General features: G+C 66.6%; 13 protein-coding genes. 9 read left to right on the plus strand and 4 right to left on the minus strand.

Features of this window, described 5'->3' with window-relative positions; all coding sequences use genetic code 11:
- Positions 1 to 51 precede the first annotated feature (51 nt).
- The 4 genes from J2W49_RS02455 to J2W49_RS02470 all read left to right on the plus strand — a co-directional run bounded on the left by J2W49_RS02455 (position 52) and on the right by J2W49_RS02470 (position 11,256).
- Positions 52 to 8,646: a glycoside hydrolase family 94 protein gene (locus J2W49_RS02455; protein WP_405000970.1), complete on the plus strand. Its 8,595-nt coding sequence runs from the start codon at positions 52 to 54 to the stop codon at positions 8,644 to 8,646.
- 206 nt (positions 8,647 to 8,852) lie between these two features.
- Complete coding sequence (locus tag J2W49_RS02460) at positions 8,853 to 9,542, plus strand: Crp/Fnr family transcriptional regulator (protein ID WP_310312133.1); 690 nt, start codon at positions 8,853 to 8,855, stop codon at positions 9,540 to 9,542.
- Positions 9,543 to 9,849: 307 nt separating this feature from the next.
- Positions 9,850 to 10,356, plus strand: a complete 507-nt coding sequence (locus J2W49_RS02465; RefSeq protein ID WP_310311268.1) for a hemerythrin domain-containing protein — start codon at positions 9,850 to 9,852, stop codon at positions 10,354 to 10,356.
- Positions 10,357 to 10,533: 177 nt separating this feature from the next.
- Positions 10,534 to 11,256 (plus strand): Crp/Fnr family transcriptional regulator, encoded by a 723-nt coding sequence (locus J2W49_RS02470; protein ID WP_310311270.1) that lies wholly within the window; start codon positions 10,534 to 10,536, stop codon positions 11,254 to 11,256.
- Between the two features lie 168 nt (positions 11,257 to 11,424).
- On the opposite strand, the gene J2W49_RS02475 is transcribed toward J2W49_RS02470, so the two are convergent.
- Positions 11,425 to 11,640: a CsbD family protein gene (locus J2W49_RS02475; protein WP_310311272.1), complete on the minus strand. Its 216-nt coding sequence runs from the start codon at positions 11,638 to 11,640 to the stop codon at positions 11,425 to 11,427.
- Positions 11,641 to 11,784: 144 nt separating this feature from the next.
- Positions 11,785 to 12,000, minus strand: coding sequence for a CsbD family protein (locus tag J2W49_RS02480; RefSeq protein ID WP_310311274.1), 216 nt, complete (start codon positions 11,998 to 12,000; stop codon positions 11,785 to 11,787).
- A 158-nt stretch (positions 12,001 to 12,158) separates the two neighbouring features.
- Between J2W49_RS02480 and J2W49_RS02485 the strand changes: the two genes are divergently transcribed.
- The gene (locus tag J2W49_RS02485) at positions 12,159 to 13,271 is read left to right on the plus strand and encodes a mechanosensitive ion channel family protein (protein WP_310311276.1); all 1,113 of its coding nucleotides are present in this window, start codon (positions 12,159 to 12,161) and stop codon (positions 13,269 to 13,271) included.
- Positions 13,272 to 13,292: 21 nt separating this feature from the next.
- Here the strand turns inward: J2W49_RS02485 and J2W49_RS02490 are convergent, their stop codons facing one another.
- Positions 13,293 to 13,658 (minus strand): HPF/RaiA family ribosome-associated protein, encoded by a 366-nt coding sequence (locus J2W49_RS02490; RefSeq protein ID WP_310311278.1) that lies wholly within the window; start codon positions 13,656 to 13,658, stop codon positions 13,293 to 13,295.
- A gap of 305 nt (positions 13,659 to 13,963) precedes the next feature.
- Here J2W49_RS02490 and J2W49_RS02495 point away from each other — a divergent pair, with 305 nt between their 5' ends.
- Entirely contained in the window at positions 13,964 to 14,236 is a 273-nt protein-coding gene (locus tag J2W49_RS02495; RefSeq protein ID WP_310311280.1) for a hypothetical protein, read from the plus strand.
- Here the strand turns inward: J2W49_RS02495 and J2W49_RS02500 are convergent, their stop codons facing one another.
- Entirely contained in the window at positions 14,237 to 16,444 is a 2,208-nt protein-coding gene (locus tag J2W49_RS02500; protein ID WP_310311282.1) for an AsmA family protein, read from the minus strand.
- Between the two features lie 134 nt (positions 16,445 to 16,578).
- On the opposite strand from J2W49_RS02500, the gene J2W49_RS02505 reads away from it, so the two are divergent.
- The 3 genes from J2W49_RS02505 to J2W49_RS02515 are packed head-to-tail and all read left to right on the plus strand — an operon-like array spanning position 16,579 to position 19,597.
- Positions 16,579 to 17,745, plus strand: a complete 1,167-nt coding sequence (locus J2W49_RS02505) for an MlaE family ABC transporter permease (protein WP_310311284.1) — start codon at positions 16,579 to 16,581, stop codon at positions 17,743 to 17,745.
- Complete coding sequence (locus J2W49_RS02510) at positions 17,745 to 18,569, plus strand: ABC transporter ATP-binding protein (protein ID WP_310311286.1); 825 nt, start codon at positions 17,745 to 17,747, stop codon at positions 18,567 to 18,569. Before J2W49_RS02505 ends, J2W49_RS02510 begins: the two co-directional genes overlap by 1 nt.
- A complete protein-coding gene (locus J2W49_RS02515; protein WP_310311288.1) occupies positions 18,566 to 19,597 on the plus strand; it encodes an MlaD family protein in 1,032 nt (343 codons plus the stop codon). Before J2W49_RS02510 ends, J2W49_RS02515 begins: the two co-directional genes overlap by 4 nt.
- Position 19,598 lies beyond the last annotated feature (1 nt).

Below are 19,598 nucleotides of genomic sequence, written 5' to 3' on the forward strand. Positions count from 1 at the left end.
CACCGCAGCCGGCCCCTCTCTGGTGGCGCCCCTTGCGGCGTTAGGTAAACCATGGCGTTCATGCAAGCACTGCCGGCGTGGACACCTGCCGATACGGTGCGGCGCATGCGGGTGGACGATGGCCCGCTGCTGGCACCCATCCGCTCGGAAATCTTCGGGCTGACCCGCTTCGAGGAGCACGGCCGCAGCCTGGGTCAATCCCACCGTGCGGATCGCCCCGCCTTTGGCCAGAGCACCTTCTACCCGCGCCTGCACAACAACATCCGCTGCCTGCGCCAAGCCTACCGGGACATTGCGGCCCATGCGGATGAAGGCCACGACATCAGCCCTTCGGCCGAATGGCTGTTCGACAACTTCCATCTGATTGAAGACCAGCTGCGGGAGATCCGGGAAGGCCTGCCCGGGCGCTACTACCGGTCGTTGCCGGTGCTGCTGGATGCGCCGCTGAGCGGCCTGCCGCGCGTCTATGGCCTGGCCTGGGCCTTTGTGGCCCACACCGACAGTGCCTTCGACCCCAGCCTGCTGGTGCCGTTTCTCAACGCCTACCAGGACAGCCGCGAGCTCAGCCAGGGTGAACTCTGGGCCCTGCCGACCACGCTGCGCGTGGTGCTGATCGAAAACCTGCGGCGCCTGTCTGACCGGATTGCCGGTCACCGCGCGGCGCGGGATCTGGCCAGCCAGTGCGCCAGCCGCCTGGACACGCTGTCGTTGAGCGAAGTGGAGATCCTGCGGGACAAGGCCGCCCAGCGCGGGCTGGACCGCGTGTTTCTGTACCACCTGGCACAGCAACTGGCCGGGCACCGGCCCACCGGCCAGGCCAGGGCGCTGCCCCTGCTGCGGCAATGGATGGCACTGACCCTGCCCGACCTGGCTGCGCTGCAGACCCAGCACCACGCCGACCAGGCGGCCGACCAGCTCAGCATGGGCAACGCCGTCACAGCCCTGCGGCTGATCGGCGGTGCCGACTGGTCGGGCATCGTGGCGCAGACCAGCCGCGTGATGCGGGTGATGCTGAGTTCTCCTGTGTTCCAGGCAGAAGACAGTGCCAGCCGGACCATCACCCTGCATGGCATTGAGCGGCTGTCGGCGCGCAGCGGGCGCAGCGAGGCTGCCGTGGCGCTGGCGCTGCTTAGCGCCATGTCCACCGGCACGGGCGACACCGCGTTGGCCAGGCACTGGCTGCAAGGCGCGGGCCAGCCGGCGCTGACCCAGGCTCTGGGCATGAACCGCCCGCTGTTTCAGGGCGCCCCTCGCGCCCTGCGCAGCATGCGGCTGCCGTTGTATTTCAGCGCTTTGCTCGGGGGCACGCTGGCACTGGTGAGCGCCTTGCTGTGGCCGACGCACTGGCAGATCGAAGGTGGATCGACGATGACCACCGTGTGGTGGTCGCTGGCGGCTTTCCTGGCGGTGTTTCCCGCGTCTGAGGCGGTGGTGGCGCTGGTCAACCGGCTCATCGGCGAGTCGATCCAGCCGGTGCAGTTGCCGCGCTATGCGTTGGCCCATGGCATTCCGGCCAGTGCGCGCGTGATGGTGGTGGTGCCGGCGCTGCTCAGCCATGCCGACAGCATCGCACCGTTGGTGCACCGCCTGTTGCTGCACTACCTGGCCAACCCGGAGCCCATGGCCCAGTTCGCGCTGCTCAGCGACTGGTCCGACGCCGACACGCCGGAACAGCCCGACGATGCTGCGTTGCTCACCATGGCCTCTGAGCAGCTCGCTGCCCTGAACCACAAATACCCCGCAGCCCCGGGTGCGGCGCCACGCTTCCTGTTGTTGCACCGGGCGCGCAGCCATTGCGCCACGCAGGGTCAGTGGATCGGCTGGGAGCGCAAGCGCGGCAAGCTGGAGCAACTGGTGGCGGCACTTGCCACAGACACACCCGGACCATTTCTGGCGCTGGGCGAGCTGTCCCACATCGCGCCAGGTACGCGCTACGTGCTCACGCTCGACAGCGACACCCAGTTGCCACCCGGGCGCCTGCGTGCCCTGGTGGGCGTGGCCGAGCATCCGGAGAACACACCCGTGCTGGACGCCAGCGGCCAGCATCTGAGCCGTGGCTACGCGATTCTGCAACCCCAGGTGCTGCCGCCCCTGTCAGATGGCGAAACCGTCTCTCCCTATGAATGGCTGCACAACGGCCAGCACGGGCTCGACCCTTACAGCGCCATGAGCTCCGACGTGTACCAGGACCTGTTTGGTGAAGGCAGCTTCACCGGCAAGGGCTTGCTGCATGTGGCCGCGGTGCATGCCGTGCTGGGAGGGCGCCTGCCGGCCGGGCAGGTGCTCAGCCACGATCTGATCGAAGGCGCTCTGGCGCGCTGCGCCGTGGTGACCGACATCACCTTGCTGGAAGCCGACCCGCCGCACGCCGACGTGGCTGCCGCCCGCCTGCACCGCTGGACCCGTGGCGACTGGCAACTGTTGCCCTTCCTGCTGCAGCCGCGGCGCTGGCCCATGGCGGTCATCAACCGCTGGAAGCTGTTTGACAACCTGCGCCGCTCATGGGTGGCGCCGGCCTCGCTGGCCCTGATCTGCCTGGCCATGCTCGGGTACGGCGTCTCGCTGCCTGTGGCGCTGTTGCTCAGCATGGCCGCGCAGGCGGCCGCCCCCCTGATGGGCGCACTGGCCGGGGCCGTGCCTCAGCGCCTGGCGCTGGTGGGTCTGCGTTTCGGGCGTGCGGTGCTGGTCGACGTGCTGCGGGCCGTGGGCGGTGGCCTGTGGCACCTGGCCACCTTGCTGCAGCAGACGCTGCTGCTGGTGGACGCGCTGGTGCGCACGCTCCACCGGTTGCTGGTGAGTCGGCGCCGCCTGCTGGAATGGACCACGGCCGAAGCCGTGACCGCAAGCCAACACCGTGGCATGCAAGGCGCCTTGCGCCGCCATGGCGGCGGTTCGGTAGTGGCACTGGTGCTGCTGGCTGCCCTGTGGTGGTGGGTACCACAACCCCAGGCACTTGCGGTGGCGGTGCTGCTGCTCTGGGCGCTGGGACCGTTGGTTTCCTGGTGGACCAATCGGCCCTGGCGCGTGCGTGCGCGAGAAGCGCTGCGGCCGGCCGACCAGGCCTGGCTCGACGGCGTGGCCCGCGACACCTGGCGGTTGTTCGAACACTGCGTGGACGCGCAGAACCACTTCCTGCCACCCGACAACCTGCAGACGCAGCCCTTCGACGCCGTGGCGCACCGCACCTCGCCCACCAACATCGGCCTGTATCTGCTGAGCGCAGCCTGTGCGCGGCAGATGGGCTGGATCGGTACCCAGAATCTGCTGGCCCGGCTGGAAACCACGCTGGCCACCCTGCACGAGATGGAGCGCCACCGGGGCCACTTCCTGAACTGGTACGACACCCTGACCCTGGCGCCGCTGCTGCCGCGCTATGTCTCCACCGTGGACAGCGGCAACCTCAGTGCCCACCTGCTGGCGGTGGCACAGGCCTGCCGGGCTTTCGCCTTCCAGCCGCATGAAGGAGTTTCGTCGGTGCAGGCCATCGGGCGTTCGTTCCTTCGCATCCAGCCACACCTGAGTGCGCTGCAGACGGCGGCGCGCCGCCCCTGGCGCGACACCGCGCTGGGGCGCCTGCTGCAGGCCCAGCCAGTGGACGCGCAGACCACCGACGACCTAGCCACGCAACACCTGCTGCTGTACGACGCGACGCGCGAGTTCCAGGCCCTGTGGCCCAAGCCGCCCGGCGAACGCACCGGGTCTGACGAACTGCAATGGCTGCTGGCCGACCATCTGGCCGCCTGGCGCTGCGCCGAGCAGGACGCCGTGGCTGCGATGGAGGGGGGTGGCGAGCGCGCCAGCGCCAGGCTGAAAGCCCTGGCGTGTGCGTTCGAGCAACTGGCCTGGTCCGCCGAATTCGGGTTCCTGTTCCACCCTCAGCGCGAACTGCTGCACATCGGCTACCGGCTGGACGAACAGCAACTCGACGGCTCCTTCTACGACCTGCTGGCGTCGGAGTCGCGCACCACCAGCCTGCTGGCCATTGCCAAGGGCGATGTGCCGGTGCGCCACTGGGCCGCGCTGGGGCGTCCGTTTTTTGCCAGTGGTGTGCACGCCGTGCTGCGTTCCTGGTCGGGCTCGATGTTCGAGTACCTCATGCCCTCGCTGGTGCTGGCGGAGCCGCGCGGCAGCGTGCTGTTCGACGCCGCCGCCGCCGCCGTGCGCGAGCAGAGGGCCTTTGGCCATCACCTGCAACTGCCCTGGGGTGTTTCCGAGAGTGCGTACGCCGGCCGCGACCACACGCTGGCCTACCAGTACGCACCGCAGGGCGTGCCCCGGTTGGCGCTGCGCCGCACACCCGAAAACGAACGCGTGGTGGCACCCTATGCCACCGTGCTGGCCACTCAGGTCGACGCCACCGCCGCCTGCCGCAACCTGCGCCGGCTCGAATCGCTCTCTGCGCGCGGGCCTTACGGTTTCATGGAGGCGCTGGACTACACGCCCGGCCGGCCGGCGCAAAACGGGGGCGTGGCGCTGGTGAGCACCTACATGGCGCACCACCAGGGCATGAGCATCGTGGCCCTGTGCAATGTGCTGCTGGGCAACGTGGCGCGCCGCTGGGGCATGGCCCATCCGCGCATTGAAGCGATGCTCCCGCTGTTGCACGAACGCACACCGCGGGTGGTGCCGCCGCCCGCGCCGCTGCTGGCCCAGCGCCTGCCGCTGCAGGCGCTGCAACCGCGCGCACCGGATCTCGTTCGCACCGTGCGCCCCGGCGAGCAGGCGCTCGAGCCCACACACATGCTGGCCAACGGCCGCTATGGTGTGACACTGCGGTCCAACGGTGCGGGCTGGAGCCGCTGGGCCGGCATCGGCATCACGCGCTGGCGCGACGATGCGCTGCGCGACGCCTGCGGCCATTTCATCTACCTGCGGCTGGGGGCCAAGGGGCCGCCGGTGTCCATCACCCGCCACCCGGCCCCAGACCCTTCAGCCAAGTACCAGAGCACTTTCCACGCCGATCGCATGGAGTTCGAGGCCTTGTGGCCGGAGCTGCGCATCACCACCACGGTGTGGGTCAGCCCGGAAGACGACGTCGAACTGCGCAAGGTGGTGCTGGTGAACCTGAGCGACAGCCCCATGGATCTGGAGCTGATCTCCGCCATGGACGTGACGCTGGCCACCCCTGCGGCCGACGAGGCCCACCCGGCTTTCTCCAACCTGTTCGTCAAGGCCCGCTGGATCGCCGAGCACCAGGCCCTGTACCTGGAGCGAACGCCGCGCCTGGCCACCGAACGCACGGTACAGGCCGCGCACTTTGTGGCCGAGGTGGAAGGCCCGTTGCGCGGTTTGAACTGTCAGACCGACCGGGCGCAGTGGCTGGGCCGCAACCACACGCCCAGTCAGCCGCTGGCGCGGCTGCGCCAGGTGCCGGAAGCCTCGCAGCCCCTGGACACCGGGCTCGACCCGGTGGCCGTGCTGGGCGTGCGCCTTCGGCTGGCGCCGGGCCACACCAGTTGTGTCACGTTCGGCACGGCCGCCAGCGACGACGAGTCCACCCTGCTGGCCGTGATCGACAAATACCGCCAGCCCGTCTATGTGGAGCGGTCGTCGGTCATGTCGGCCACGCTGGCCGGCATCCAGTCGGTCTCGCACCGGCCGCGCCCGGAATACCTGCCGGCGCTGCAGGCCATCACCACCGCGCTGGTCATGACGCTGCCCTGGATGGACCCGAGCCAGGCCCATGGACATCCGTCGGTCACCTGGGCCTGCGACCGCAGGCTGTTGTGGCCACTGGGCATCTCGGGCGACCGGCCCCTGCTGCTGGTGAACGCCGGCACCGTTCAAGGCATGGGCCTGCTGCGCATCCTGGCGCAGGCGCTGCGGGAATGGTCGCGCTGCGGCGTGTCGTGCGACGTGGTGGTCATCAGCAACGAGGCCCATTCGTACCACATGCCCCTGCAGCGCGAGCTCACCCAGCTACAGGAACAGCAGGTGGCCCACCACCTGGCGGAACCATCTGCCGCCACGGCCGAGCTGCACCTGGTGCGTGCGGAAGTGCTGTCGGACGAACAGTTGCACACGCTGGAGCACCTGGCCCGCCTGCATCTGCATGCGGACGGTCGGTCGTGGCTGCACCAGGTGCGGGACTGGCGCGTGCGCCAGGAAGCCCTGCGTCCTGCCGCAGCCACCGCTGCCAGCGACCCCGTGCCCACACGCGAGGCGGTGCTGCCCGCGCTGGCCGCCCGGGGCCAGTTCTCGCCCGACGGTTCGGTGTTTGCCTTTGAGGTGGGCAGCGCGCTGCGGCCTGCGCGCCCCTGGGTCAACGTGCTGGCCAATGCGGGTTTTGGCGCCATGCTGTCAGAGACCGGTGGCGGCAACACGTGGGCACTGAACAGCCGCCTGAACCAGCTCACGGCCTGGGTCAACGACCCGGTGGCCGACCCGCCGGGTGAATGGTTCCTGCTGCAGGACCGGCGCAGCCGCGAGGTGTGGAGCGTGGGCCCTTCGGCCTGGGGAGAGGACCGCCTGAACTACCGCGTGGAACACACGCAGGGTCGCACCACCATCAGCCACCGCCGGGGTCCGCTGGAGGTGACGGCCAGCTGGTGCGTGGACACCGATACAGCCGTCAAGCAAGTGCGCATCACGCTGCGCAACCGGGGCACGGCCATGGCCCACCTGCGACTGGTGGGCATGGTGGAGTGGGTGATGGGCGAGAAGCGCACCGACCGCGCCACGCTGGAGTCGAGGGCCTGCTTCGAGGCCGGTGGCGACGATGTGCTCACCGGCCTGCTGTGTACCCAGCGCGATGCTGCGGGCGGTTTTGGTGGCGGCACGGCCTTTTTCTGCGAAGCCAACGACCACCTCACGGATCACGACAGCCCGGCCAGCCTGGACTGGACCTGCGACCGCAGCGCCTTTTTTGGCGAAGAGGGCGAACTCGTCTTGCCCCGGTACCTGGGACAACGCAGCGGCTACGGCATGGACCCCTGTGCGGCGTTGTCGCGCCTGGTCACCTTGCGCCCGGACGCGGAACTTGAGCAGGTGTACCTGCTTGGCTACGCGGACTCGGCCGGCGAGGCACGGGCGCTCATGCGGCAGAGCAGGGCGCAGCCGGCGCGGGCGCGCGAAGAGGCCATTGCGGCGCATTGGGACGATCTGTTGGGCGCAACCGAAGTGCACACGCCCGACCCGCTGTTCGACGCCATGGTCAACCGCTGGCTGCTCTACCAGACCGTGTCGTCGCGCCTGTGGGCCAAGGCCGGCTACTACCAGGCAGGCGGCGCCACCGGCTACCGCGATCAGCTGCAGGACACCATGGCGATGAGCTGGGCGCGACCCGACTGGCTGCGCGAACAGATCGTGCTGTGCGCCTCACGCCAGTTCGCTGAGGGCGACGTGCAGCACTGGTGGCACAGCCCTGGCGGCGCCGGCGTGCGCACCCATTTTTCAGACGACCTGCTGTGGCTGCCCTACGCCTTGACCCACTACCTGCAGACCACGCATGACCACAGCGTGCTTGATGAAGCGGTGCCTTTCCTGGTTGCCGATCCCATTCCTGAAGGGGCCGAAGACGCCTACACCACGCCAATGGTGGGCGGCGATCACGCGTCGGTGTTCGAGCATGCGGCGCGCACCATCGACCGCAGCCTGCAGGTGGGTGAACACGGCCTGCCGCTCATGGGTGGTGGCGACTGGAACGATGGCATGAACCGCGTCGGCCATGAAGGGCGGGGCGAATCGGTGTGGTTGGGGTGGTTCCTGTGCACCATCGTGCGCGACTGGATTCCGCTGGCAGTGGAACGTGGCGAAACCGCCCGCGCCGACCGCTGGACGCAAGCCATGCACGGCTGGCTGGGGGCGCTGCATGGCCCGGCCTGGGACGGCCGCTGGTTCCGGCGCGCGTTCTTCGACGACGGCAGCGCGCTGGGTTCGGCGTTCATGTCCGAGGGCCGCATCGACCTGATCGCCCAGGCCTGGGCGGTGCTCTCTGGCCAGACCACACTGGCCCGCCAGCGCATGGCCATGGAAGCGGTGGAGACCCATCTGGTGAACCGCCAGAGTGGCCTGATCCAGTTGCTGGCGCCGCCGCTGGTGGATGCCGACCCCAGCGCCGGCTACATCCAGGCGTACCCGCCGGGCGTGCGTGAGAACGGCGGGCAGTATGCGCACGCGGGCGTGTGGGCCCTGATGGCCGCGGCCAAGCTGGCGGCCAAAGATGAAACCGGTTCGCCACTGGCCGACACCGCCTACCGCTATTTCACCTGCCTGAGCCCGGCGCACCGGGCCCATCACAAGCAGTGGGGACTGGTCTATGGCACCGAACCCTATGCCATGGCCGCCGATGTGTACAGCCAGTCCCCGTATGAAGGTCGGGGCGGCTGGAGCTGGTACACGGGCGCCGCCGGCTGGCTGCACCGCGCTGCCGTGGGATCGCTGCTGGGGCTGCAGGTGGAGGGTGAAGAGCTGTTTTTCACGCCCTGCCTGCCCTCGCACTGGCCGGGTGCCGAAATCACCCTGCGCCGCGATCAGCAGGAGTTGCGCGTGCTGCTGGTGCGCGTGAGGCCGGGCGGGGAGCCTGCAGACCCGACGCTTGCGGTGCCTGAAGGGGCACAGGCGCTGGCTGTGGGTGAACGCCTGAGCTGGCCGACGCTGCCATTGGCCCATTGCTGCGTGGTGTCTTTGCCTGGCGGGCAGAGCTGACCCGGCTGTGTTCGGTACCGAACATACAAACGCCTGATGCTCTGCGAACATGTGAAATCGGCCATGAATGCCACTTGTCGGCCGAAGCTCCCAGCTCACGGACGTGGTCTCCCATAAGGAAAAAAACAATGCCACATTCCGTCACCCCTCCGCCTGCAGAAGTGGTCACCGCAGAGATCACGCTGCGACCAGACCCCCTGCAGAACATGTTGCTGGCCGCTTTGCCACCCGCCGAATGGGCGCGCTGGCAGCCCCAGCTGGAACTGGTGGATTTGCCCCTGGGCAAGGTGTTGCACGAATCCAGCGTGCCCATGAACTACGTGTACTTTCCCACCAGCGCCATCATCTCCTTGCTGTATGTGCTGGAAAACGGCGCTTCGGCTGAAATCGCGGTGGTGGGTTTTGAAGGCGTGGTGGGTATTTCCATCATGATGGGGGGAGGCTCCACGCCCAGCCGTGCAGTGGTGCAAAGCGCCGGCAAAGGCTACCGCCTGCGGGCCGAAGCCATGAAGGGCGAATTTGATCGGTCCACGCCGGTGATGCACCTCATGCTGCGCTTCATCCAGTCGCTGATCACCCAGATGAGCCAGACCGCCGTGTGCAACCGACACCACACGCTGGACCAGCAACTCTGTCGCTGGCTGCTGCTCAGCCTGGATCGCCTGCACGGCGATCAACTGGTGATGACGCAGGAGCTGATCGCCAACATGCTCGGCGTGCGCCGCGAAGGCGTGACCGAAGCCGCCCTCAACCTGCAGAAGGCGGGGCTGATTCAGTACGCGAGAGGGCACATCACCGTGATGGACCGTCCGGGCCTGGAGAAGCGCACCTGCGAGTGCTACGAGGTGGTGAAAAAGGAATACGACCGCCTGCTGCCCGACCTCGAGGCGACGTGACTCGGGCGGGGAACACGCAGTGTGCGAAAACGAACAGACCGGCAGTTGATGTGGCGATTACATACGAGGGGTGCACGTTCCGTGCCCTCAAAAGCCCAAAGGAAACCGATCATGATCGAACTGGCCAATGCTCCCAGACCCAAACCCCTCCCAGCGGCGACACCGCCGTTGGCAGGTCAGCCCGCTGCCGCTGCCGAACGCGAACTTCCAGCGAACCCGGTGCGCGTCATCCCTCGGGTGCAGTCCAAGCCCATCACCGCTTTCGGGCAGCGACCCTGAGCGCACACAGGTAACGGAGGACAGAGACATGAGATGCATTTCCGTGGTCCGTCTGCGCGACGGACTTGACCAGCTCCATGGCGAGCACCGGTCGATACGGCAGTTGTTGCGCGCGTTTGAGCGCGTTCGTTTGCTGGGTGCCGGCGGGTATGACGAGAAGGCGGCCATCGTGGACAGCCTTTGCGACACACTCACGTTGCATGCCCGCATTGAAGAAGAGATCTTCTACCCCGTCGTGCGCTCGGTGCTCAGAGGGAACAGCGAAGCCACCTCAGCCTTTTGCGACCACGAGCGCCTGCTGGAGCTGATCGCTTCACTCGATGAGCTCGAGCCAGACCACCCCGACTACGACCGTCTGGTGCGAATCATCGGCGACTGTGTGCTGCCCAGCATGGAGCAGGAGCAAGAGGTGCTGTTTGAAGCGGTGCGCTCAGCCGGCCTGGACACACTGGCCCTGGGGCAACGTATGGCGCTCTACCGCAAGACGCACCGCCGCGACCTGACGGTGCTGGGCCTGCCGGAAAGCATGGCCTGAGCAGGCCGGCAGCCTGCCATGGCCACCCGGTTTCCGGTCATTTTGGCGCTGTGTGCGGTGACAGACAGTCTGGTTTGTCGAAGCCACCCACACTGCCTCCACAACCCACCGATTCCAGAGAAAAGGTGGGGTGACGACGGCCATCCGGTCGGCGTTTCGTGATCCTTGAACTCCTCCATGCCTGCCCGCGAAAACCACCTGATTCACCAGTTGCCCAAGTCCGCCCGCAAGCACTTCATGGATCGCTGCGAGCCGTTTGACATGGTGGTGTCTGCCGAACTGAGCGAGCGAAACCAAGCGCTCACCCATGCGTACTTTCCGTGTGAAGGCTGCATTTCGCTGGTGATCGATGTGGAGAGCCACCCGCAACTGGAAGTGGGCATGGTGGGGCACGAGTCCATGCTGGGTGCCGAGTTGATTCTGGGGCTGTCAAAGACGCCTTGGCGCGCCGTGGTGCAGGGGGAGGGCGCCTGCTGGCGCATGGCGGCCGAGACGCTGCGCGAATGCAGCGAAGCCATTCCTGAGTTGCACGACCTGCTCAACCGCACGCTGCTGGTGCGCCTGCACCAGCAGGCGCTGGCTTCGGCCTGCGAACGTTTTCACATGATCGGCCCCCGTCTGGCGCGCTGGATGCTGATGAGCCTTGACCGCGCCGAGGCCGACACGTTTGACGTGACGCAGGAGTTCATGGCCCTCATGCTGGGCGTGCGCCGTGTCGGCGTGACCATGGCGGCGGGTGAGCTGCAGCATGACGGCCTGATCGAATACCACCGCGGCCATCTGACCGTGCTTGACAGAACGCAGCTCGAATGCCGGGCATGCAACTGCTATGCCGCCGACAAGGTGATTTACAGGGACCTCATGGGTGGGCCCATGCCGGACCGGCGCCCGGCTTTTTGAAGCACCCCGCCGCGCTTTGTGCGCCAGGAAGCGTGTATTCGAAGCTCTGAGAAAGAGAAGAGAATCTCCGGAGCGAGGTGCCCCTTCCAGCAACACCCAGGATCCGGCTCTGCCGGTCCGAAGGTGTGCCCCTTTGAGGGGGTCGCGCGAAGCGCGGCGGGGGTGAGCCTAAAACAACCAGCTGCTGTGGGCCGAATCTTCCCAGCTCTGCACCTGGGCGTGTGCCTCTTCCGGGGACACGCTGTAGCGTTCCTGGATCCGGGCGGACAATTCGCCCCGATCGCCGGCCACAGACCGCAGGTCAGCGCTCGAGAGCATGTTCCAGCGAAACTTGGCTTGCCCGGTGAGGTGGGGCCAGTTGCCTTGAATGGTGTCCCAGGTCATGAGCGGCCTTTGAATGTGTGTGGTGAGAACTGGTACGGAACCAGCGACTCTGTGAATGATGCGAGCATCACGTGCGCAGGTCTGTACGCTGGCGAACAACGCCTGTTGGTTTCGGCATGCAGGCGGTGTTGCCGGCCCACAGGGTCACTTCAGCCAGTCGTCAGAAGACTTGGCTTCCCATTCCTTAAGTTGCTTTTCGGCTTCGTCTTTGGCAATGCCGTAGCGCTCCTGGATCTTTCCCGAGAGTTGGTCGCGGTGTCCGGCCACGACTTGCAGGTCGTCGTCGGTGAGCTTGCCCCACTGCTGCTTGGCCTGTCCGGTGAGCTGTTTCCAGTTGCCTTGAATCGTGTCCCAGTTCATGTGAATGTCCTCAGATTGGGACGGATGACGTATCCGCCTGGGTGCATCTTCCCGTCCGGGCCAAGCGCGGTCTGTTCGCTTTCGCACTTTGCGCGGATGGCTCGGAGACTGTTACAAGGGCCTACTGTGAGTGGGCACGAATATGGCTAAATTGGGCCATGACCTACCCGACCTGGCTTGACCCTGCCTGGCAGGAGTGGCTGCCCGCCCTGTGGGCCTCCTTGCTGGCGCTCTTGATCGCCGACCTGGTGTATCGCTTCGGCAAACGCGTCTACCTGCGCGCCACCCGCAAGGTCCCGGTGGCGGCCAGCGTGGGCTACGCCATCCGCGCGCCGGCCAGGCTGGCCCTGCTGCTGCTGGCGATCAATTTCGTGTGGCACCCGATATCTGCCGACGCGAGATGGGTGGCCACGCTGCAACACGGGATCGGCCTGTGCCTGATGGCCACGCTGACCTGGTTGCTGGCGCGTGCCGTGCATGGCGCGGCGCGCGGTGTGATGGACGCCCACCCGGTGACGGTGGCAGACAACCTCGTTGCGCGCCGCATCCGCACCCAGACGCTGGTGCTCTCGCGTGTTCTGCAAGGTCTGGTCGTGCTGATTGGTGTGTCGCTGATGCTCATGACCTTCCCGGCCGTGCGACAGGTGGGCACCAGCCTGCTCGCTTCTGCCGGGGTGGTGGGGCTGGTGGCAGGCTTTGCCGCAAGGCCGGTGCTCAGCAATCTGATTGCGGGCCTGCAGATCGGCATCAGCCAGCCCATCCGCATCGACGACGTGGTGATCGTGGAAAACGAATGGGGCGTGATCGAGGAGATTACCGGCACCTACGTGGTGGTGCGCATCTGGGATCAGCGCCGGCTGGTGGTGCCGCTGCAGTACTGGATCGAGAAGCCGTTTCAGAACTGGACCCGCAGCACCTCCGAACTCATCGGCACCGTGTTCCTGTGGGTCGACTACCGCATGCCGCTGGCACCGCTGCGCGAAGCCTTGCAGCGGGCCTGCGAAGGGTCTGAACACTGGGACAAGCGCCTTGCTTTGCTGCAGGTGACCGAAGCCGGTGAGCGGGCCATGCAGCTGCGCTGTCTGGTCACCGCCGCCTCGGCCGGGGCGGCCTGGGACTTGCGCTGTGAGGTGCGCGAACAACTGGTGGACTTCATGCAGCGCGAATACCCGCAGTTCCTGCCGCGTCAGCGGGCCGATGTGGCGCTGGAAGATCAACCCGCTGGCCGGGACGCGAGCGCTGCCTCGGTGCCCCCGGTCAGGCCGGGTTGATCATGTGACGAGGGGGCGTGCCTACTCGTCGCCCGGGTCCTGGTCGGTGGTGGTGCGGATCGTGTCGCGGCCATGACGGTCTTTCACGCGACCCAGGTCGGTGTCCAGTGCGCGTGTGAGTTTTTCCACCGCGTCGATGAAGGCAACTGCCATCTTGTCCGCATCGGCCGTCACGTTCACCGGCTGGCGGCTGGCGACGCGGGCTTCGAGGCGGCAGCGCTTGTCTTTGACACCCGACTTGCTGCCGTCGAGATCGGTCAGGAACACCTCCACGCGGGTGATGTGGTCACGGAACCGGCTCAGGCGGCTGACGGTTTCTTCGTTGACCCATTTGGCCAGGGACTCGCCCCCCTGGATGTGGTCGTCGGTGTTCACTTGGACTTGCATGTTCTGCCTTTCTGAGGATGGCCGGCACGCGGGCCGGGGTGGTGGGCGCGTCACTGTTCCGTGAACGGCTTGCCCGTTGGTCTCGATGAACCAGCGTAACACCGGGAGACGGGGTGTGCGGCGTGTTTTGGTGGGAACGATACCTGCGCTTACATCCTCTTTGATCTGCGTCAGATTCTGGTGGGCGCGAGGACTGGGCCAGGCCTGTAGCGGTCTCGGGCAGGTGCACCGCCCGAGCAGAGCAGACCGACAATGTGGCCATGTCCCTGACCCAGTCCACGTACCCATTCGATCAATTGCACACCATGTCCAAGCCACCTTTTTCTCTCGACCGGGTCAACGAAGGCGTCTACCGCGTGCTGGATGCGCAAGCGCAGCACGTGGGCAACCTGAAGCGCATCGGCGGACAGTGGAAATTCAAGGCCGTGGGCTACACCGAACAAGGTGCCTTGATCCCGGGCGGCGGGCCGCTCACCACGCAGCACAACCAGGTGTTTGAAGCGCCGGATGCGGACTTGGTCAGCGAGCGCCTGACACCGTTGCCTGGCGCGGGCGGGTGTGCAGACGCCCAGCCCTGATCAGTTCCGCGTGTCCGGTTGCGCTGATGGGTCGGGCTGTGTTGGCCGGGTCGGCGCAGGTGGGGGCGATGCGCGCTTCGCAGGGGACGAGACGTTGGCCAGATTGGGGTTGCAGGGATCGGCGTCCTTTTCGCTTCCTTGTTCAATCAGCGGCAGGATGGCGGCGACCGGTCCAGCGACAGAGCCCAGCGCCAGTGCACTGAGAACACGTGTGATCAATCCCTGCGGCTCCAGGCCCACATTCGGATTGCTGAGCGTGCCGGTGACGGTCACGGGCGTGCGCAGTGACACCAGCGAAAAGTCCTTGGGCCGGGTGACCACGTGCAGGTCCAGTGTTTCATCACGCAGGTTGACACTGCCGGTGATCCACACGGTGCTGTCTCGGTTGTCCAGCACCGCGAGCTTGGGCTCGATCAGGCCGTTGTTGGCGACCAGATCGAACCGGGCGCAGCGCAGGGGCAACGGACGATCACCCGTGATCATCACACTCAAGGCCTGCGCCACATCGATGCCCAGGGCCTCAGTGATCAGGTGCGACAAGGTGCTTTCCCGCAAACCCAGGTTCAGCGGTCCGCTGGCTGAGCCCAGGATCTCGGCTGTGGAATGGCCCGCGCCGCGCAGGTGCATGTTCCCGGAAAGCAAGCCCGTGAGGTAGGCCTGCACCGATTCACCGGAACCCTGATGGGCCTTCTTGCGTTCGCGAGCGAGCGCGCCTGTTGCGGTGGGTGGTGGCGCCCCGCCTTCTGCCGAGTCGGGGCGCAGGCCCCTGATCCAGCCCGCCATGTCCACGCCCTGGAAGTCCAGGCGCGCTTCCCACTTCGCGGGATTGGTGTTGCTGTCAAGCGAGGTCATGCCCTTGACCTGTCCGCCAGACACCGTGGCTTGCAATGACTCCAGTCGCAGTACACCGCCGTCGAGGAGCACTTGTGTTTTGAGTCCACGCAAGGGTGCCATCGCCTCGGTGCCGAAATCCAGCGTTTCGATGTCCACCTGCACGTCGGCATCCATGGCTTTGAGCGAGGGCAGATCAAAGCGCCGCTGTGGCAATGCGCGATCGCCCTGTCCCTCTGCGGGCGCTGCAGACTTGTCCTCGCCGTCCGCGCCAACCGCAGGCCCCAGGTCGGCCAAGGCCAGCTTGGGGCCTGTGAGGGTGCCCGTGAGGCGCGGCGGTTGAGCGAGTTGCGTGTACTGCACGTCGCCCTGGAGCCGGCTGCTGCCGATGTGGGCGCGTGTGGTCTTCAGCCGCCAGACACCGCCGTCCTGCTGCAGTTCGCCACGCAGATCGAATTCGGGCGTTTCCGGCAAGGTCAGGCCCAGTGGGGTGGCCACGTCCGCCAGCGAAGGACCGGCCACCTCCACGGTGCCTTGCAGGCGCGGGGTGCCGAGCAGGGAAGCGGCCTGGCCGTCGTACAACACACGGGTGGCGGCGACGGTGCCCTCGATCCTCACCGGCACCCAGGGTGCGTCGCCGGCGGCATCCGGGGATTGCAACAAGGGCAGGGTGCTGCCGGCGCGCAGCGTGAGCTTCAATGGCAGGGCCCGGTAGCGGCCGCTCAGGGTGGCCTCGTAGCCAGCGCCTGTGCCGGCGTTGACGCCTTCGCCGCCACGCACCTTCATGGCCACGTCCGCATCCTGCACGGCATCCACCCACGCGATCTGTCCCTGTCCCACCATCAGGGTCCCAAAACTTGGTAGCGCTGTGTCGTTTGAAGCATCGGGTTCTGGTAAAGGTTCGTCGGCACCCAGTTGCCAATTGGCCTTCCCATCTTCGGTGCGCACCAGATGCGCATCGAGCGTATCCGCGCGCAGCGCATGTATGTGCAGGTTGCCGCTGCGTCGCCAGCGCCAGACGTCGCCCCAGCGCCACGCCAATGCCACTCGTTCGGCTTTCAGCAAGTGCGGCGCTTCAAAGCGGGGGGCAGAGCCCATGTGGATCCGTTCGACTTCAAGTCTGGGGCGCCAGATGAGGTGCAGCCTCACATCGCCTTCCAGCTCGACCTGTGCCGCCGTGCCTCGCGCGATCGCCCGCTCCAGTGGTTGCCGCAGGAAGGGCCAACCGGCGACCTCGCCCAGCAACACGATGAGCAACAGCAGACCCACCGCACCACCCGCGATCCACAGGGCAGGCCGGTGCGCAAATGCCGCCCGTGCCCGTGCCCGTGCAGCGGCGGAGGGCGACGGCGGAGGGCTGTTGGTCGATGAGTTCATCTCGCAGTTGAGTCGGCGCCAGCGGCAGGCCGTTCCAGCCAGATCATAGAAGCGCACCTTCCTTCGGTACGTGCGGCATCGCACAGACCATACCGTCGATAGAATCCAAATTTCGAAGATGAATGGGTTCATCCATGCGCGACGCTTCCAGTGGAAACGCCTTGTCGGACACGATGGAGGTGAATGACGAGACGCAGGCTCCTGGTGCAAGCTGGCTCCCCCGGGGCGACGACTGGGTGCTGCAGCTCAGTGGGGCCTGGCGCGGGCAGCGCGCCGCATTGCCAGAGCTGCCCGCGCAAGACTTCAACGGTGCCGTGGCGGTGGATGCCGAGGCACTGCGCTCCTGGGACGCCGGGCTTGCGGCCCAGTTGTGGCAACAGCTCGACCCGCTCGCCCGCCGCTCAGTGACGCTGGATCTCCAAGGCTTGCCGCAGGGCCTGCAGGAGGTGCTGGCATTGGCGCTGCACGATGCGCCACCGACCGAAGAAGCAGCTGTCGGCCCTGCACACGGCCCGCTGGAGCGTCTGGGCGAACGCACCAAAACCTGGTGGGCCGACCACCGCAAGACGCTGACCTTCGTGGGCGAGGTGTTGCTGTCGATGGGCCGCTGGGTGCGCGGCAAGAGCGACATGCGCACGTCGGACCTGATGTGGCAGATCGAACAGACCGGCCCGCGCAGCCTGCCCATCGTGTCGCTGGTGTGCTTTCTGGTGGGTCTGATCGTCGCCTACATGGGGGCGGCGCAGTTGCAGCGCTTTGGTGCGCAGAATTTCATTGCGGACCTGGTCACGGTGGGCGTGGTGCGCGAGGTGGCTGCACTGCTGGTGGGCATCGTGCTGGCCGGGCGGGTGGGCGCGGCATTTGCCGCGCAGATCGGCAGCATGCGGGCCAACGAAGAGGTCGATGCGCTGACCACCCTGGGCGTGAACCCGTTTGATTTTCTGGTGCTGCCACGCGTGCTCGCGCTGCTCATCGTGGGCCCCATGCTCACTGCTTTTGGTGCAGCGGTGGGCATGGCCGTGGGCTGGCTGGTGGCCGTGGGCATTTACGGTGTCACGCCGCTGGAGTATGTGTATGCCAGCGTGGAGTCGCTGACGCTGCCGCACGTGGTGGTGGGATTGATCAAGGGCACGGTGTACGCGGTGCTGGTGGCGTTGGCGGGGTGCCTGCAGGGCATGGCCGCAGGCCGCAGCGCGCAGGCCGTGGGCGACGCCACCACCGCATCGGTGGTACAAGCCATTGTCTGGATCGTGGTGGCGGCCTCCGTGCTCACTGTGGTGTTCCAACGCCTGGATTTCTGATGACCGAATTGCTTGACTCCTCTTCCACCGCAGAACACCCCACAGGTGGCACCGCCGCTGCGCAGGCGCCGCTGGTGCAGGTGCGCGAACTCACCATGGCTTTCGGCGACAACGTCGTTCAACGCGATCTCACCTTCGATGTTCGACCCGGCGAGGTGCTTGCCGTGGCAGGTGGCAGCGGCTGCGGCAAGAGCACGCTGCTGCGCCACCTGATTGGCCTGCAGGCGCCAGCGAAGGGGCAGGTGCTTTACGGCAAATACGACCTCTACGCTGCGCAGCCCGATGTGCGGCGCACGCTCATGCAGACCTTTGGTGTGGCCTTCCAGGCCGGGGCCCTGTGGAGCAGCATGACTGTGGGTGAGAACATGATGCTGCCGATGCAGGTGTTCACCGACATGAGCGAGGAACAATGCGAGCAGGAAGCGCGCTTTAAGCTGGCGCTGGTGGGACTGGCCGGCAGTTTCGACAAGGAACCCGCCGCGCTCAGTGGGGGCATGAAAAAGCGGGCGGCCATTGCGCGGGCGCTGGCCTTGAACCCGGCGCTGCTGTTCCTTGACGAACCCTCGGCCGGTCTGGATCCACTGTCATCGGCCAATCTGGACGAACTCATCATGCACTTGCGCGACGATCTGGGCACCAGTGTCGTGATGGTGAGCCACGAACTGGCGAGTATCTTTGCGCTGGCCGATCGCCTGCTGTTCCTGGACGCCCAGACCAAGACCATGACCGCGCTGGGTCCGCCTCGGAATCTGCTGCGCGAAGGCCCCGAAGGCGTGCGGAATTTTCTGCGGCGTGGTGCTGCGCACGACGGGGAAGAAGAATGAAGAGAAAAGCCAGTGCCACATTGATTGGCAGTTTTGTGGTGCTGGGCCTGGCCTTGATTGCCACCACCATCATCGCCCTCGCGGGCAACACCTTGTTCACCAGCAAGGAGCGCGCGGTCCTGCATTTCAGTGGCTCGGTCTATGGCCTGCAGGTGGGTGCGCCGGTGGTGTTCCGGGGCGTGCGGGTGGGCAGCGTGGAATCCATCGAGGTGTTCTACGATCGCACCACAGACGACTTCTCCATTCCCGTGGTGGTGGGGCTCGACAGCAATGTCGTGAGCGGTCTTGATGGCAAGCGCGCCGATGTGGACGTGGGCCTGGCCTTGCCTGCCCTGATCGAACGCGGGCTGAGCGCGCAACTGGCCACACAGAGCCTGCTCACCGGCTTGCTCTATGTGGACCTGGACCTTCGACCACAACGCGAGCGCAGTGTGCGCGGCACCTATGAAGGCGTGACCGAAATCCCCACCACGGTCACGGCGATCCAGAACATCCGCGACCAGTTCGAGGGCATGGACTTCCGGGCCATTGCCGACGATCTCTCGGCGATTGCCGCCTCTGCGCGGGCGGTGGTGTCGGGTCCGCAGCTCAAGCAGGCCCTGAACGATCTGACCGAAATGGCGGCGTCGTTCAACCGCATGTCGACTCGCCTGGACAAGCGGCTGGACCCGCTGGCCGATGAACTGCAGCGCGCGCTGACGGCCACGCGCAAGGCCATGGAGGACATGCAGCAGGCCGCACGATCGGTCAATGAGACGGCCGATGGCGTGGGTCGCACGTCAGACCGCGTGGGCGATCTGCTGGCGCCGGACGCACCGCTGGTGCAGAACCTGCAGCGCGCGGCCGATGAAGTGGGACGCACCGCGGCAGCCTTGCGTGCCGCTACCTCGGGCGACTCCACGCTCATGGTCGGGGCAGACCGCGCGCTGGAAGACCTGTCCCGCGCCGCCCGCGCACTGCGCGACCTGGCCGAAACGCTGCAACAGCAACCCGATGCGCTGTTGCGTGGAAGAGAGACAAGACCTTGAA

Source organism: Hydrogenophaga palleronii (genome assembly GCF_031457455.1).
Classification (GTDB): Bacteria; Pseudomonadota; Gammaproteobacteria; order Burkholderiales; family Burkholderiaceae_C; genus Hydrogenophaga; species Hydrogenophaga palleronii_A.

Excerpts from the sequence above, each read along its gene's own strand:
- J2W49_RS02500 (WP_310311282.1), bottom strand. The coding sequence starts at position 16,444 with ATGAACTCATCGACCAACAGCCCTCCGCCGTCGCCCTCCGCCGCTGCA.
- J2W49_RS02455 (WP_405000970.1), top strand. The coding sequence starts at position 52 with ATGGCGTTCATGCAAGCACTGCCGGCGTGGACACCTGCCGATACGGTG.
- J2W49_RS02510 (WP_310311286.1), top strand. The coding sequence starts at position 17,745 with ATGACCGAATTGCTTGACTCCTCTTCCACCGCAGAACACCCCACAGGT.
- J2W49_RS02495 (WP_310311280.1), top strand. The coding sequence starts at position 13,964 with ATGTCCAAGCCACCTTTTTCTCTCGACCGGGTCAACGAAGGCGTCTAC.
- J2W49_RS02475 (WP_310311272.1), bottom strand. The coding sequence starts at position 11,640 with ATGACCTGGGACACCATTCAAGGCAACTGGCCCCACCTCACCGGGCAA.
- J2W49_RS02490 (WP_310311278.1), bottom strand. The coding sequence starts at position 13,658 with ATGCAAGTCCAAGTGAACACCGACGACCACATCCAGGGGGGCGAGTCC.
- J2W49_RS02460 (WP_310312133.1), top strand. The coding sequence starts at position 8,853 with ATGTTGCTGGCCGCTTTGCCACCCGCCGAATGGGCGCGCTGGCAGCCC.
- J2W49_RS02470 (WP_310311270.1), top strand. The coding sequence starts at position 10,534 with ATGCCTGCCCGCGAAAACCACCTGATTCACCAGTTGCCCAAGTCCGCC.
- J2W49_RS02515 (WP_310311288.1), top strand. The coding sequence starts at position 18,566 with ATGAAGAGAAAAGCCAGTGCCACATTGATTGGCAGTTTTGTGGTGCTG.
- J2W49_RS02465 (WP_310311268.1), top strand. The coding sequence starts at position 9,850 with ATGAGATGCATTTCCGTGGTCCGTCTGCGCGACGGACTTGACCAGCTC.
- J2W49_RS02480 (WP_310311274.1), bottom strand. The coding sequence starts at position 12,000 with ATGAACTGGGACACGATTCAAGGCAACTGGAAACAGCTCACCGGACAG.
- J2W49_RS02505 (WP_310311284.1), top strand. The coding sequence starts at position 16,579 with ATGCGCGACGCTTCCAGTGGAAACGCCTTGTCGGACACGATGGAGGTG.
- J2W49_RS02485 (WP_310311276.1), top strand. The coding sequence starts at position 12,159 with ATGACCTACCCGACCTGGCTTGACCCTGCCTGGCAGGAGTGGCTGCCC.